We start from the raw sequence: 13,702 nt of genomic DNA on the forward strand, positions 1-13,702 counted from the left end.
CAACGCGGCCAAGGTCCTGCCGTACGGTGTGCAGCCCTTCCACCCCGCCCTGGAGGCGCGGCCGGGCCCGGCGCGGCCTGGTTCTCGCGCTGACCGTGCCCGCGCTGCTGGTGACCGCGCTGATCGGCACCCTGATGGGCCTGTACGCCCACGACAGCCGCACCTCGCACCTGCCCCCGGAGAGGTTCCGCGACCTGGCGCTGGGCGCGAGCCGCGACGAGGTCGCCGGGCTGCTCCCCCGGCGGCAGGTCCCGGAGCGCCGCGAGACCGGCCCGCCGCCACCGGCCGGCAGCACCTGCGAGTACTACCGGTCGGCGGCCGGTTTCGTGCCGGCGCCGTTCGACGTGTACCGGCTCTGCTTCCGGGACGGGCGGCTGGTCGCCAAGGACGTCCTGCCGCCCACGGTGAAGGAGAACGTGTGATCCGGGTGCTGCTCGCCGACGACGAGGCGCTGATCCGGGCGGGGGTCCGCGCGGTCCTCGCCGCCGAACCGGCCATCGAGGTGGTGGCCGAGGCGCCGGACGGCCGGGAGGCGGTGGAACAGGTGCGCCTGCACCGGCCGGACGTCGCCCTGCTGGACATCCGGATGCCCGGCATGGACGGCCTGCAGGCCGCGGCCGAGATCCGCCGGGTGGTGCCGGAGACCGCGGTGCTGATGCTGACCACGTTCTCCGAGGACGAGTACATCGCCCGGGCCCTCGCCGAGGGGGCCAGCGGCTTCGTGCTCAAGACCGGCGACCCGCGGGAGCTGATCGCCGGGGTGCGCGCGCTGGCCGACGGCGGCGCCTACCTGTCGCCGAAGGTCGCGCGCCGGGTCATCACCCACTACGACGGCGGGCACCTGACCCGCGGCGCGCAGGCCCGCGAGCGGATCGCCGCGCTCACCGAGCGCGAACAGGACGTGCTGCGGCTGGTCGGGTCAGGACTGTCCAACGCCGAGATCGCCGCCCGGCTGCATCTCGTCGAGGGCACCGTCAAAGCCCACGTCAGCGCGATCCTGACCCGGCTCGGACTGCGGAATCGGGTGCAGGCCGCGCTGCTCGCCTACCAGGCCGGACTGACCGACTGAGCACCACCACGACGGCCGTGACCACGGCGCCGAGCAGGAAACCAGCCACCACGTCGTGCGGGTAGTGCACGCCGACGAACACCCGGGAGAACGCGACCAGCGCGGCCACCGGTACGGCGAGCAGGCCGAGCCGCGGTGAGACCAGCAGGATCGCGACCGCCAGCGCGCCGGCGACCGTGGCGTGGTTGCTGGGGAACGACCAGTCGCCGGTCGGCGGGCACTCGCTCGCGACGATCGTCAGGTCGGCGAAGGTGCGGCAGGGCCGTTCCGCGTCCAGGTAGGTCTTCGCCCACTCGCTGAGCCCGTAGGCCAGCACGACACCGGCGGCGCCGGCGGTGGCGGGGACCGGCGTACGGCGGGTGCGCCACCACAGCAGCGCCCAGATCCCGGCGAGCAGCACCACGCCCAGCTCGGTGAAGTGGGCCAGGAAGCTCTGGACGAACCCCGGGGTGCCGGCGGCGAACTCGACGATGTCGCGGTACCACTCACCGGCGACGTCCGGCACGTTCTCGATCTCGTTGCTCATGCTCACAGCCTCGTTTCCGGGGCCGCCGCGAACATCCGGCGTCGGTAAGGACCCGCCCCTGACGAAAGTCAGGGGTAGGGCCAGCCATACCTGCGGCCTCCGTCTGGACGTCTGGGGCCGGTGTCACCGCACCGTTACCGTGGCCCTGTGACCGTCCTTTCGATCATCCGGTCCCGTCGATTCCTTCTCACCGCCTGGCCGTGGCGGTCGCTCGTCTTCGTGCTCAGCACGGTGCCGCTGGCCGTCGCGGCCGGGGTGCCGTTCGGCGTGCTGGCCGCGCCGTGGCTGGTGCTGCTGCGCCGGCTGTTCACCGGCGACGCCGACCCGGTGACCGCGCTGCTGCTGTTCCTGTCCGGGGCGGCGTCGCTGGCGCTGCTGGGGCCGCTGGCCGCCCGGCCCCTGCCGATCGTCGAGGCCCACCGGCTGCGGCTGGTCGACGACCGGCCGATGCTCGCCGGGCGGTCGCCGGGGCGGCGGCTCGGCTACGCGGTGGTGCTGGTGACGGCGGTGCCGGTGGTCTACGCGGCGCTGTTCGTCGCCCTGCTGCTGCTCGGGGTCTGCCTGTTCAGCCCGCTGCTGGTGGACGGTGGGCCGATCACGTTCGGGGTGGTCACCATCGACTCGGTGGGGCAGGCGGTGCCGTACGCGATCGGCGCCCTGCTCGCCCTGCCGGCCGTGCCCTATCTGGTGGCCGCCACCGCCGGGGCGCACGCCGCCGTGGCCCGCGCGCTGCTGCACACGGCCGCCACCGAGGAGTTGCGCGCCGAACTCGTCGAGGTGTCCCGGTCCCGGGCCCGGCTGGCCGGCGCCTTCGAGGCCGAACGCCGGCGCATCGAACGCGACCTGCACGACGGCGCGCAGCAGAAACTCGTCGGCCTGACCCTGCAGCTGGGCCTGGCCAGGATCGACCTGCCGGCGGAGACGCCGGCGGCCACCGCGGTGGACACCGCACACCGGCAGGCCAAGGAGCTGATGGGCGAGTTGCGGGAGCTGATCCACGGCATCCGCCCGCAGCTGCTCACCGACCTCGGGCTGGCCGCCGGTTTGCGTGATCTCGCGGCGGACGCGCCGGTGCCGGTGAGTGTGGACGCCGACCTGCCGCGCCGACTGCCGGAACATCTGGAGACCGCCGCGTACTTCGTGGTGGCCGAGGCGCTGGCCAACCTGGCCAAGCACAGCGGCGCGACGCGCGGCACGGTGACCGCGCGGGAGCGCGACGGCCTGCTCACCGTCGAGATCACCGACGACGGGCGCGGCGGCGCCGACCCCGCTCGCGGCAGCGGCCTGACCGGTCTCGCCGACCGGGTCGCGGTGGCCGGCGGCCGGATGCTGCTGGCCAGCCCGGCCGGCGGCCCTACCGTCGTACGGGTGGAGCTCCCGTGCTGAACGTGGTCCTCGCCGAGGACGGCGTGCTGCTGCGCGAGGGCCTGGCCGGCCTGCTGGAACGCTTCGGGTTCCACGTGGTGGCCGCCGTCGGCGACGCCGGGGAGCTGCTGCGAGCCGTCGCCGAGCACCGCCCCGACCTGGTCGTCACCGACATCCGCATGCCGCCCGGCTTCTCCGACGAGGGCCTGCGCGCCGCCGTGCGCCTGCGCCGCGACGATCCCGGCCTGGCCGTGGTCGCGCTCAGCCAGTACGTGCAGCACGGGTACGCCGCCGACCTGCTCGCCTCCGGTGACGGCCGCCGGGTCGGCTACCTGCTCAAGGACCGGGTGGTGGACGTCAGCGACTTCGTCGCCGCGCTGCGCCGGGTGGTGGACGGCGGCACCGTCATCGACCCGGAGGTGGTCCGCCGCCTGCTCGGCCGCCACCGCGATCCGGTGACCCGGCTGTCGCCGCGCGAGCGGGAGGTGCTGGGGCTGGTCGCGCAGGGACACTCGAACGCGGCCATCGCCCGGATCCTGGTGCTCTCCGAGGCGGCGGTGGTCAAGCACGTCGGCAGCATCCTGGCCAAGCTGGACCTGCCGCCGGACGACAGCACGAACCGGCGCGTGCTGGCCGTGCTGACCTACCTCAAGGGCGAGGGCGAAACCGGCCCTCAAGGGCGAGGGTGAAACCGGTGTGAAACCGCGGTGAGCCGGCCCGGCGGCACGGTCGGGGCATGACGAACAACTCGACCGGGCCGGCCATCGCGGTCGCCGGCCTGCGCCGGTCGTACGGCGACAAGCTGGTGCTCGACGGCATCGACCTGCACGTGCCGCAAGGCACGATCTTCTCCCTGCTCGGCCCGAACGGGGCCGGCAAGACCATCATGGTCCAGATCCTGTCCACCCTGATCACCGCGGACGCCGGCGAGGCACGCGTGTGCGGCCACGACGTGGCCCGCGAACCGGACCGGGTACGCGCGGCGATCGGCGTCACCGGCCAGTTCTCGGCGGTCGACAGCTACCTGACCGGCGAGGAGAACCTGCTGCTGATGGCCGCCCTGCACCACCTGGACCGGGCCGAGGGCCGGCGCCGCGCCGCGGACCTGCTGGACCGCTTCGGCCTCGGCGAGGCGGCACGACAGCCCGCCGCGGTCTACTCCGGCGGCATGCGGCGCCGGCTCGACCTGGCGATGGGCCTGATCGGCGACCCCCGGGTGATCTTCCTGGACGAGCCGACCACCGGCCTGGACCCGCGCAGCCGGCGCGACATGTGGCAGATCGTCCGGGACCTGGCCGGCCGCGGCGTGACGATCTTCCTGACCACGCAATACCTGGAGGAGGCGGACCAGCTCGCCGACCGGATCGCCCTGCTCGACCACGGCCGGCTGGTCGCCGAGGGCACCCCGGCCGAGCTGAAGCGGCGGGTGCCCGGCGGGCACGTGGAGCTGACCTTCCCCGACGAGCACGCGCTGGCCACGGCGAGAGCACTGCTGGCGGCCGACCCGGATCCGGGCGGTGAGCCGCTGGCGCTGCGGGTGCCCGGCGACGGCGGGGTGCGCTCGCTCAAGGCGCTGCTCGACCGGCTCGACGCCGCCGGGATCGAGGTGGCCGCCCTGGCGGTCCGCACCCCCGACCTCGACGACGTGTTCTTCGCCGTCACCGGCGCCGGCCCGGAGCGGGTGAGGGCATGACGACCATGGCGGTGCGTGACTCGGCGACGATGCTGCGCCGGCAGCTGCGGCACATGACCCGGGCCTGGACGGTGACGCTGATGCTGCTCGCCGTACCGGTGATCTTTCTGTTGATGTTCGTCTACGTGCTCGGTGACACGCTCGGCAACGGCCTCGGCGGGTCCGGCGGGCGGGCCGCCTACGTCAACTACGTGACGCCCGGCATCCTGCTCGTCGCGGTCGCCGGGTCGATCCAGGGCACCGCGATCTCGGTGGCGATGGACATGACCGAGGGCATCATCGCCCGGTTCCGGACCATGGCGATCGCCCGGGTGTCGGTGCTGACCGGCCACGTGCTGGGCAGCGTGCTGCACAACCTGTTCAGCCTGGCCGTGGTGCTCGGGGTGGCCGTGCTGGTCGGTTTCCGGCCGAGCGCCACCCCGCTCGAGTGGCTGGCCGTCGCCGCGCTGCTCGCCGGCACCTCGTTCGCGCTGGTCTGGCTGGCCGTCGCGCTGGGCCTGGCCGCGAAGACCGTCGAGTCGGCGAGCAACCTGCCGATGCCGCTGCTGCTGTTGCCGTTCTTCGGCAGCGGGTTCGTGCCCACCGACTCGATGCCGGCCGGGCTGCGATGGTTCGCCGAGCACCAGCCGTTCACGCCGATCATGGAGACGTTGCGCGGCCTGCTGCTCGGCACGCCGATCGGCGACAGCGGGGCACTCGCGGCAGGCTGGTGCGCGGTCATCACATTGATCGGGTACGGCTGGGCGAAGCGGCTGTACAACCGGGACCGCACCCGCTGACCAGCAGTTCCAGGGCCGCCTCGCGCAGTGCTTCCCGGTCCAAACCGGCGTAGGCGGAAGCGGCCTCCCGATAGGCGGCCCGGTCGGCGCGCTCCGCGTCGGCGCGGGCCGCCACCGTCGACATCGTCGGCTGGAAGTTACGCAGCCACCGGAAGCGTTCGGCCAGCGCGATCATCCGGACCGCCACCCGGGTCCGCTCCGGCCCACCGGCGGCTCGGGCCCGGGCCAGTCCCGCCATCCCCGTCGCCAGCAGCAGCGTGCCGCAGATCGCCGGCTCCACCAGGTACGGCGGCGGGTTGACCAGCGGATGCGCCAGCAGATGGGCCAGCCGCCCGGGCAGCGCGGCGGCCACGTCGGCGACCAGGTCGAGCCGGTCGTGGCGGGCGTGCGCCACCACGGCCACCGACCGGGACTCGTCCGGCCAGGGGTCGAGTTCCGGCGGCACACCGGCGGTGTTGCCCGCAGCCCCGGCCCGCTCGGCCACCCGGCGCCACAGCCGCAGGCCGGCCTCCACCTCGCCGCGGGCCAGCAGCACCTCGCCGCCGATGGCCAGGTCGTAGCCCGCCGATTCGGCCTGCTCCTCGGTGAGGGTGACCTGCGCGAGCCCGTTCAGCCACCGCTCGGCCTCGGCGGTGTCGCCGGTCTGCAGACTGGCCAGCACCAGCCAGGCCCGGATGCCGACCGCGTCGACCCGGGCGCCGAGCCGCTGGACCAGCGGCAGCGTAGCGAGCAGGTGCTCGCGGGCCGCGCCGCCCTGCTCCAGCTGCAGCAGCAGTTCGGCGATCCGGCCGTGGGCCAGGGCGCGCAGCCACGGCAGGTCCCGGTCGGTGAACCGGACCAGGGCCCGGCGGGCCGCCGTCAGCGCCGCGTCCAGGTCGCCGGCGGCCTCCCAGCGGTGGCTGGCCAGCATGTTCGCGACACCGGCGGGCAGCGGCCCGGTGCTGTCGCACAGCCGCCGCAGCGCGTCCGGGTCGCCGAGCGCGGCGATCACCACGCCGAGCGCCCGGACGACCGTGTCCGGTGCGGCCGGGCCCAGCCGGCGCAACGCGACCAGCGCCCGGACCGGGCGTGGCCCCTCGAAACCGAACGTGTACAGCACGGCCGCGGTCAGGGCGGTCCGGGTGGCCTCGACCAGGCCGGGTTCCGGCCGGTAGTGCGACAGCGGCCAGGAGGTCTGCCGGAACAGGCCGGCCAGCCGGGGGCCGTTCGACTCCAGGCTCCACAGGCCGCCGAGCACGGCGGTGACCGCGGCGACGGCCGGCCGGTCGTCGCGGACCAGGGCCAGGCGCAGCGCCTGGAGCAGGTTGTCCTGCTCGGCGCGGATCGCGGCGACCGGGCCGTACGGGTCGGAGCCGAACACCGCGTCGTGGTGCAACGCACCGAACTCCCGCGCCCACCCGAGGAACGCGGTCGTCACCGCGCCGCTCTCCCCCGCCTCCGCCAGGCGCGCGGCGCTGAACTCGCGAACCGTCTCCAGCATCCGCAGCCGGGTGCCGGCCGGAGTGTCGATCACCCGGAGCAGCGACTGGTCGGCGAGCTGTTCCAGCACGGCCAGCGGATCGGCCCCGAGGACCCGGTGCGCGGCCTCCGCGGTGAACCCGCCGGGAAACACCGACAGCGCCCGCATCGCCGCCCGGCCCGCCGGATCCAGCAGGTTCCAGCTCCAGTCGACCACCGCGTGCAGGGTGTGGTGACGCTCCGGCGCGTCCCGGGCGCCGCCGCGCAGCAGCCCGAACCGGTCGTCGAGCCGCCGGGCAATCTCCGCCACCGACATGGTCCGCACCCGCGCGGCGGCCAGCTCGACCGCCAGCGGAAGCCCGTCGAGATGCCGGCACACCTCGGCCACGTCCGCCTCGGGCAGCTCGACACCGGGGCGGGCCGCCCGCGCCCGCTGCCGGAACAGCTCCGCGCAGGACGGCAGGCTCAGCTCGGGCAGCTGGTGGACCGCCTCCGACGACAGACCCAGCGGCGACCGGCTGGTGGTGAGGATCCGCAGGTCGGGGGTGCCCGCCACCAGCTCGTGCACCACGCCGGCGAGGCCGGGCAGCAGATGCTCGCAGTTGTCCAGCACCAGCAGGGACAGCTCGCGCTGCTCGGCCAGGCCCAGCGCGGCCACGTCCTCCGCGGTGGACAGGCCGGCGAGCGGCACCACCGCGACGGCCGGCAGGTCGGCGCGGCGCGCGACGGCGTTGGCGAGGCGGGTCTTGCCCAGGCCGCCGGTGCCGACGATCGAGGTCACCCGGGAGGTGCGCAGCAGCGCCTCCACGGCGGCGATGTCGTCGTCGCGGCCGAGCAGCGGGTTGGGTTCGTAGGTCACGCCCTGCCGGACGGCCGGCGCGGCGCCGCGCAGCAGCCGGCGGTGCTCGGCCTGCGCCGCCGGGCCCGGATCGGCGCCCAGCTCCTCGCGCAGGACCCGGCGGTAGGCCTCGTAGCGGGCCAGCGCGGCCGCCGGGCCGGCCGTCGCGGCCTCACAGCGCAGCAGCTCGACCAGCAGCTCCTCGTCGCGGGGCGAGTCGGCGGCCAGGGCGGCCAGCAGGTCCACCGCCTCGGCCGGCCGGCCCAGACGGGAGAGAGCGAGCGCGCGGGCCCGTACCAGATGGTGGTGGTTGATCCGGCGCCGTGCCCGCAGCTCGGTGACCGGATCGGTACCGGCGTCGCCGGGCGCCGCAGCGTCCCAGAGCGCCAGGCCTGCGTCGGCGTGCGTGAGCGCGCCGGCATGGTCGCCGGCCCGCGCACAAGCGGCGGCCTGCTCAGCCCGGACCAGCACCGCCGCGGCGTCCACCTGCTCCTCGGCCAGCGCCAGCCGGTAACCGGCCGGGGTCCGGACGATGACGTCGGCGCCGAGCTGCGACCGGGCCCGCCACACGAGAATCTGCAGCGCCTTCGCCGGGTTCGCCGGCTGCTCGTCCGGCCACAGCCCCTGGACCAGCCGGCCCACGCCGCAGCCGGTGCGCAGATCACCGGCGAGCAGGGCGAGCAGGCCGCACAACCGCGCGCCGGTGATCTCCCGGCCGCGGAAGGACACCCGAGAGAGCAGGACCAGATCGGGGGTCACCGCCCCAGCGTATCGATACTCTCTACTGGTCAGCCGGAAGGAGTCCGCATGGGCGGTCCGGAGGCCGGGCTCGCGCCGCCCAGCCCCACTCTCGTCAAGATCTGGTCGGTGGACGGCGACTTCCGCGGCACCGGCTTCTTCGTGGCCGCCCGGACCGTGGTGACCTGCGCGCACGTGGTCGAGCACGACGAGCAGGTGGTGATCGGCTGGTCCGGGCCGGACCTGCCGGGCCGGGTGCTGGTGAAGGACCCGCCGACCCGCTCCGGGGAGCGCTACTACCCCGGGCCGGACGTGGCGTTCATCGGCGTGCAGACGCTGGACAACCCGTCCGCGTTCCTGGACACCTCCGCGCTCGGCCGCGACCTGGAAGCGCTGTGGATCGAGGGGTTCAGCACGGTGAACCCGGCCGGCCGGGTGGCGCTGGAACGCCGCCGGGTTCCGGTGCTCGGCGAGTCGGACCGCTACCAGCTGCTCAGCGACGCGCACATCGTGCCGGGCATGAGCGGGTCGCCGGTGGTGGACACCGACGGCTCGGAGAACGTGCGCGGCATGCTCAAGTCCGGCAAGCTGGCCCAGGGCAACAGCGCCTATCTGATTCCGTCGTGGGAGATCAAGCGGTCGTTCCGGCTGCACAAGCGGCTGCTGCGGGCGCACATGCGGGACCTGCCGGCGCTGGAGCGGCCCCGGGCGGGCAGCCCGCTGCACATGCTGCTCACCGCGCAGCGCGAGGTCGCCAAGCGGTATCCGTACCGGGTGGCGACGCTGACCCGGCGCGATCCGCCGCCACTGTCCAGTGTCTACGTCGAGCAGCGCACCCGGTCCAGCACCCGACGGTCGCTGGTGATCAGCCCGGTCGAGCTGCTGCACCGGCACCGCAACGCGCTGATCGTCGGCAGCGCCGGCGGCGGGAAGAGCACGCTCATCCAGCAGCTGGTGGCGGCCTCCGCCGACTGGTGGCTGCGCGACCCGGACGCCACCGCCGAGCCGCCGCTGGGCCGGGTGGTCGCGGTCCGCGCCGCGGCCCAGGACCTGCTCGGCGGCGGGCCCTGGTACGCCTCGCTCGCCCGCGCCGTCAACAACGACCTGGGCGGCCGCCTCGACGTCATGCTCACCGCGGAACACTTCAAACAGCCACCGGCGCCGGGCGCCGACTGGCTGATCCTGGTCGACGGCCTCGACGAGGTGCTCGACCGCGCGGTCCGCCGCGAACTGGTCGACGTCCTCGGCTTCCGGGTCGGCCGGTACGGCTCCACCACCCGGTTCGTGGTGGCCAGCCGCCCGCTGGAGGACCGCGAGTTCGCCCGGCTGCGGGCCAGCCTGACCGGCAGCGACCGCACCAAACGCCTCGGCGAGTACGACCTGCGCCCGTTCGACTGGGAGGCGGTGCGCCAGTTCGCCGGCAACTGGTTCCGCCCGTCGGTCGGCGAGCAGTCCCCGGTCGAACCCGCCGACTTCCTCGACGCGATCTCCACCGCCGGGCTGGCGTCGCTGGTCGAGGTGCCGCTGCTGGCGACCATCGCCGCGATCGTCTACGAGGAGAAACCCAGCCTGCCGCTCCCGCTGGACCGGGCCGGGCTCTACGAGACCTTCGTCCGGGTGCTGCTCACCCTGCGCGTGCAGCGGCTCGGCGTGCGCAGCGCCCTGCGCGAGCAGCTCGCCCCGCTCGGCCAGCAGGCGGAGGCCTTCGGCGAGCAGATGCTCGAGGACCGGCTGGCCTGCCTGAGCTTCCTCGCGGTGCAATACCTGCGGCACGGCCGGCGGCTCACCGACGCGCTGGCGCAGTGGCTGCGCGAACGCTACCGGCGGCCGCCGCTCGGCGTCACCGTCGAGCACATGCGCGACCTGCTCGTCGACACCGGGCTGGTCGCGGTCTACGGCGACGACCTGGTCTTCATCCACCAGAGCTTCGCCGAATACCTGGCCTCGCTGGTGCTGGTCGGCGAGTTCGACCCGGACGCCTGGCTGGAGCGGGTCCGGCACACCGGGCCGGACAGTCTCGGCCTGTTCACCCTGGCCGCCTGGGGTGACGCCGGCAACGACACCCGGCGGGTGATCGAGGCGCTGATGGCGCCGGGCGCCGAACGGGAGTACCCGCACCTGCGCCAGGCGGCCGTGATGATCCAGGACGGCGGGGTGCTGGCCGCCGGCGGCGCCGACGAGATCATCGACCTCGCCGAGACCGCGGTGCGCGAGGTGGACGACGCCTGGGTGATGCCGCCCGTCGGCGAGGTGCTGCGGGCCATCCTGCAGCGCACCCGCGACGCCGCCCGGGTGGTCCGGCTGGTCGTCGACGACCGGCTCTCCATCGGCAAGCGGGTCGAGGCCACCCGGGTCCTGATCACCAGCGAGAACCCGGCGGACCACGAGGTCGGGCTCACCGAGCTGACCCGGCTGGCCTACGACGCCGACCTGGACGCCCCGGAGCGGTTGTGGGCGCTGTTCGTCATCGCCGACACGGGGCCGCGGCACGAGCGGCGGCATGCGCTGCAGCGCCTCGTGCAGTACGTGGAGACGGTCGGCGAGCTGCACATCCGGATGAGTGCGATGGAACTGGTGCGCCAGGCCGGCGAGGCGCCGGCGGCGGCCGCCGCGCTGCTGCGGCGTGCCCTCGACACCCACCGGACCGACACCGAACGCTCCGAGGCCATGCTGCTGCTGGACCTGTACCGCACGGAGTACGACTCCCGTCAGGCAGTAGGCGAGCTCGACCCGGGCGACGAACTCGACGAGCAGACCTGGCGGGCCGTCTCGCTGGGACCGAACCCGGTCGAGAGCTGGACGGCCCTGGCTTTCGAACCGGCCGCCTGGGCGCCGGGCTCGCGCCTCGCGGCCTCGGCCGTCGGACGGTTCATCCGGACCCGGCCGATCAGCTGGGACTCCCGCACCGGGCTGGTCACCTGGCTGGCCCGTCCCTCCGAACGGCTCGGCGGCGAGCCGGTCCCGTCGCCCTGGGAACCGCTGGCCTGGCAGGCCGTCCAGCAGCTCGCCGTCGACCCGCTGGAACCGTGGCAGCGCCGCCTCCTGCTGCTCACCGAGTACGGCCGGCTGGTGCTGGACCGGACCGACGACGTGACCGCGCTGCTGTCGCGGCGGCTGCGCGACCCGGGTGCGCCGGCGCGGGAACGGCGCGCCCTGCTCGCCGAGCTGCTCAGCCGCATCGACAGCGACGAGACGCGAGCGCTGGCCGACGACGCCGGCCTGCCGGTCCGGTTGCGGGCCATCGCAGCCCAGGCGTACGGCTCGCGCAAGCGCACCCGGGCCGAGGCGTACGAGATGCTGACCGCCCTGGCGCACACACCCGGCGCGTCGCTGCGGGACCGCGCTGACTGCCTCGCCCGGCGGGCGACCCTCCCGGCGCTGATCCGGCTGGAGCGCACCGCCGACTGAGGGTCACGCCCACGGCACCCGGATCTCGGGCAACACCGCGAGGGTGGCGTGCCACCAGGTACTCACCGGATCGGCGCAGCCCACCGCCGGCTCCCGCGCGCAGTAGCCCCGGTTCCAGAAGAAGACGACCGCGGCGCCGGCCAGCATCAGCAGCGTCGAGTTGAACCCGGCCAGCCACCAGCCGAGCTGCCCCACCCGCAGCCGCGCCGCACCGCGCACCCCACGCCCACCGGTGATCGCCCAGTCACCGATCGCGTGGTGCGCCGCGGTCAACGGCAGGCTGAACAACCGGAACAACCGGGCCAGCAGCACGTCGACGGCGAGCGTCACGGTCACCACCACGGCGGAGACCACGGCGACCGCCGGCACCACGAGATAGTGCCCGATCCACGGCAGCACCCGGTGCACCACGACACGGGGCGTCACCAGCAGCACGACCACGACGACCGGCACCACCAGATAGCCGGGAAGCCCGGCCGGCAGCCAGCCGAGGGCGCCCGGCAGCCAGGCCAGCAGGCGGTCGGCCAGGCCGAACAGGTCATCGCCGGCGGTCATCGCCGGACCGCTCGTCGCCGGGCGGCAGAACGTCGCCCATCCGGGTGACCAGCTCCTGGAAACGGATCAGGGCGCGGCCCGCCGCACCGCCGGCGCCGTGCTCGGCGAGTGCCTGCCGGGCCAGGTCGGCCAGCTCCTGCACCAGCTGCGCCGGGTCGGCGCCGCCGGGATCGCCCGGATCGGCCTCCTCGTCGTCGCCGACCAGCACCTGGATCACCCGCTCGCCGGTGAGGACGTCGACGGCGGCCACGTCGGCGCGCAGGTCGTCCAGCCGGATGCCGCCGGGCACGGTCACCCCGCCGGCGAGCGCGGCGGTGACCCGTTCGTACACCTCGCCGGCGGTCTCCGCCTTCGGCTCCAGCGCGGCCACGATCCGGTCGCGCAGCTCGGTGGTGCACGCGTACTCCAGGTCGCTGATCCGGTGGGCGACCACCGCCGCCGGGTCGGTCACCAGCCAGCACCCCTCGACGTCGGCGACCAGCGCCGTCCCGATCTCGAACGACGCCCGGAAACCGTGCGGGGCGGTGTCGACCCGATACCCGGTACGCGGCCCGAGCAGCCACATCTCCCCGGCCGTGTAACCGCCCGCCGGCACCCGCAGCCGCCCGGCCCGGGTGCGGAACACCAGGGCCGTGCCGGGAGCGGGCACCCGTGACCGGTTCAGCGGGAGCCGCTGCAACTCCTCGATGTAGAGGATCGGATTGGTGAAGCCGCTCGTCTCCCCCACCCGCACCAGCGGGGAGTCCTGCGACGGCCCGGACAAGTAAGCTCCTCGGCAAGCGGCGACGCAGTCATCGTAACCAGTCCAGAGCGGAAGGTGACCATGCAAGTTTCCGACGCCGGCCGTCTACAGTCGACCCAGGTCCGCTCCGCCGACGGCAAGCCGCTCGGCCGCGTCGGCACCGTCTACGTCGCTCACGGCGCCAGGCAGCCGCTGATGGTGGCGTTCCCCGCCGACCGCGACACCCCGTTCGTGGCGCCCCTGTTCGGCGCCGTGCTCACCGAGGACGCTCTGGTGCTGGGCTATTCCGCCGAACAGGTGACAGCCGGCCCGACCGTGGACGCCGAAGCGCTGCTCTCGCTCGGCGAGATCGGCGCGGTGCTCGCCTACTACGGCCGGCCGGTGCGCATCGACCGGCCGCTCACCGAGCGGATGGACGGGGTCGGCGACGTCGGGTTCCGCGACGTGCAGGCCGTCCCCCGGCTGCCGGACATCGGCGACGACGACCTGCCGCCGATCGTGGTGACCCGCCCGGCCGCGTCCGGATGACCG

At 74.5% G+C, this 13,702-nt stretch carries 11 protein-coding genes and 1 pseudogene; 8 read left to right on the plus strand and 4 right to left on the minus strand.

The genetic code is table 11. The annotated features are described in order from the left end of the window. Together AB0F81_RS29015 and AB0F81_RS29020 are read left to right on the plus strand one after the other, a co-directional pair. Positions 1-422, plus strand: a pseudogene (locus AB0F81_RS29015) (hypothetical protein); the annotation flags it as partial. Then, positions 419-1,069, plus strand: a complete 651-nt coding sequence (locus tag AB0F81_RS29020) for a response regulator transcription factor (RefSeq protein WP_360202275.1) — start codon at positions 419-421, stop codon at positions 1,067-1,069. The pseudogene AB0F81_RS29015 and the gene AB0F81_RS29020, both read left to right, overlap by 4 nt. Here AB0F81_RS29020 and AB0F81_RS29025 read toward each other — a convergent pair. Next, a complete protein-coding gene (locus AB0F81_RS29025) occupies positions 987-1,595 on the minus strand; it encodes a phosphatase PAP2 family protein (RefSeq protein ID WP_360202276.1) in 609 nt (202 codons plus the stop codon). The two genes, AB0F81_RS29020 and AB0F81_RS29025, sit on opposite strands and share 83 nt — an antisense overlap. Before the next feature lie 147 nt (positions 1,596-1,742). Between AB0F81_RS29025 and AB0F81_RS29030 the strand changes: the two genes are divergently transcribed. Genes AB0F81_RS29030 through AB0F81_RS29045 form a run of 4 tightly spaced genes read left to right on the plus strand, consistent with a single transcriptional unit; the run spans position 1,743 to position 5,432 of the window. Next, positions 1,743-2,981, plus strand: coding sequence for a histidine kinase (locus tag AB0F81_RS29030; protein WP_360202278.1), 1,239 nt, complete (start codon positions 1,743-1,745; stop codon positions 2,979-2,981). Continuing rightward, positions 2,978-3,649, plus strand: coding sequence for a response regulator transcription factor (locus AB0F81_RS29035; RefSeq protein WP_360202331.1), 672 nt, complete (start codon positions 2,978-2,980; stop codon positions 3,647-3,649). The genes AB0F81_RS29030 and AB0F81_RS29035 overlap by 4 nt, the downstream gene beginning before the upstream one ends. Before the next feature lie 47 nt (positions 3,650-3,696). Beyond that, positions 3,697-4,653 (plus strand): ATP-binding cassette domain-containing protein, encoded by a 957-nt coding sequence (locus AB0F81_RS29040; RefSeq protein WP_360202279.1) that lies wholly within the window; start codon positions 3,697-3,699, stop codon positions 4,651-4,653. Next, positions 4,650-5,432 carry an ABC transporter permease gene (locus AB0F81_RS29045; RefSeq protein ID WP_360202281.1) on the plus strand — a complete coding sequence of 261 codons (783 nt, stop codon included), beginning with the start codon at positions 4,650-4,652 and terminating at the stop codon, positions 5,430-5,432. Before AB0F81_RS29040 ends, AB0F81_RS29045 begins: the two co-directional genes overlap by 4 nt. Here AB0F81_RS29045 and AB0F81_RS29050 read toward each other — a convergent pair. Then, positions 5,374-8,487 carry a BTAD domain-containing putative transcriptional regulator gene (locus tag AB0F81_RS29050; protein WP_360202283.1) on the minus strand — a complete coding sequence of 1,038 codons (3,114 nt, stop codon included), beginning with the start codon at positions 8,485-8,487 and terminating at the stop codon, positions 5,374-5,376. The genes AB0F81_RS29045 and AB0F81_RS29050 overlap by 59 nt on opposite strands. Positions 8,488-8,535: 48 nt before the next feature. Here AB0F81_RS29050 and AB0F81_RS29055 point away from each other — a divergent pair, with 48 nt between their 5' ends. Continuing rightward, complete coding sequence (locus AB0F81_RS29055; protein ID WP_360202284.1) at positions 8,536-11,874, plus strand: trypsin-like peptidase domain-containing protein; 3,339 nt, start codon at positions 8,536-8,538, stop codon at positions 11,872-11,874. Positions 11,875-11,877: 3 nt separating this feature from the next. On the opposite strand, the gene AB0F81_RS29060 is transcribed toward AB0F81_RS29055, so the two are convergent. Then, positions 11,878-12,429 (minus strand): hypothetical protein, encoded by a 552-nt coding sequence (locus AB0F81_RS29060; protein WP_360202286.1) that lies wholly within the window; start codon positions 12,427-12,429, stop codon positions 11,878-11,880. Next, on the minus strand, positions 12,413-13,192 hold the full coding sequence (locus tag AB0F81_RS29065) for a hypothetical protein (protein ID WP_360202288.1): 780 nt from the start codon (positions 13,190-13,192) through the stop codon (positions 12,413-12,415). Before AB0F81_RS29065 ends, AB0F81_RS29060 begins: the two co-directional genes overlap by 17 nt. Before the next feature lie 60 nt (positions 13,193-13,252). Here AB0F81_RS29065 and AB0F81_RS29070 point away from each other — a divergent pair, with 60 nt between their 5' ends. After that, complete coding sequence (locus AB0F81_RS29070) at positions 13,253-13,699, plus strand: hypothetical protein (RefSeq protein WP_360202289.1); 447 nt, start codon at positions 13,253-13,255, stop codon at positions 13,697-13,699. Positions 13,700-13,702 lie beyond the last annotated feature (3 nt).

It is taken from the genome of Actinoplanes sp. NPDC024001, assembly GCF_040638955.1.
In the GTDB taxonomy this organism is placed as follows: Bacteria; Actinomycetota; Actinomycetes; order Mycobacteriales; family Micromonosporaceae; genus Actinoplanes.

Excerpts from the sequence above, each read along its gene's own strand:
- AB0F81_RS29025 (WP_360202276.1), bottom strand. The coding sequence starts at position 1,595 with ATGAGCAACGAGATCGAGAACGTGCCGGACGTCGCCGGTGAGTGGTAC.
- AB0F81_RS29040 (WP_360202279.1), top strand. The coding sequence starts at position 3,697 with ATGACGAACAACTCGACCGGGCCGGCCATCGCGGTCGCCGGCCTGCGC.
- AB0F81_RS29045 (WP_360202281.1), top strand. The coding sequence starts at position 4,650 with ATGACGACCATGGCGGTGCGTGACTCGGCGACGATGCTGCGCCGGCAG.
- AB0F81_RS29055 (WP_360202284.1), top strand. The coding sequence starts at position 8,536 with ATGGGCGGTCCGGAGGCCGGGCTCGCGCCGCCCAGCCCCACTCTCGTC.
- AB0F81_RS29060 (WP_360202286.1), bottom strand. The coding sequence starts at position 12,429 with ATGACCGCCGGCGATGACCTGTTCGGCCTGGCCGACCGCCTGCTGGCC.
- AB0F81_RS29070 (WP_360202289.1), top strand. The coding sequence starts at position 13,253 with ATGCAAGTTTCCGACGCCGGCCGTCTACAGTCGACCCAGGTCCGCTCC.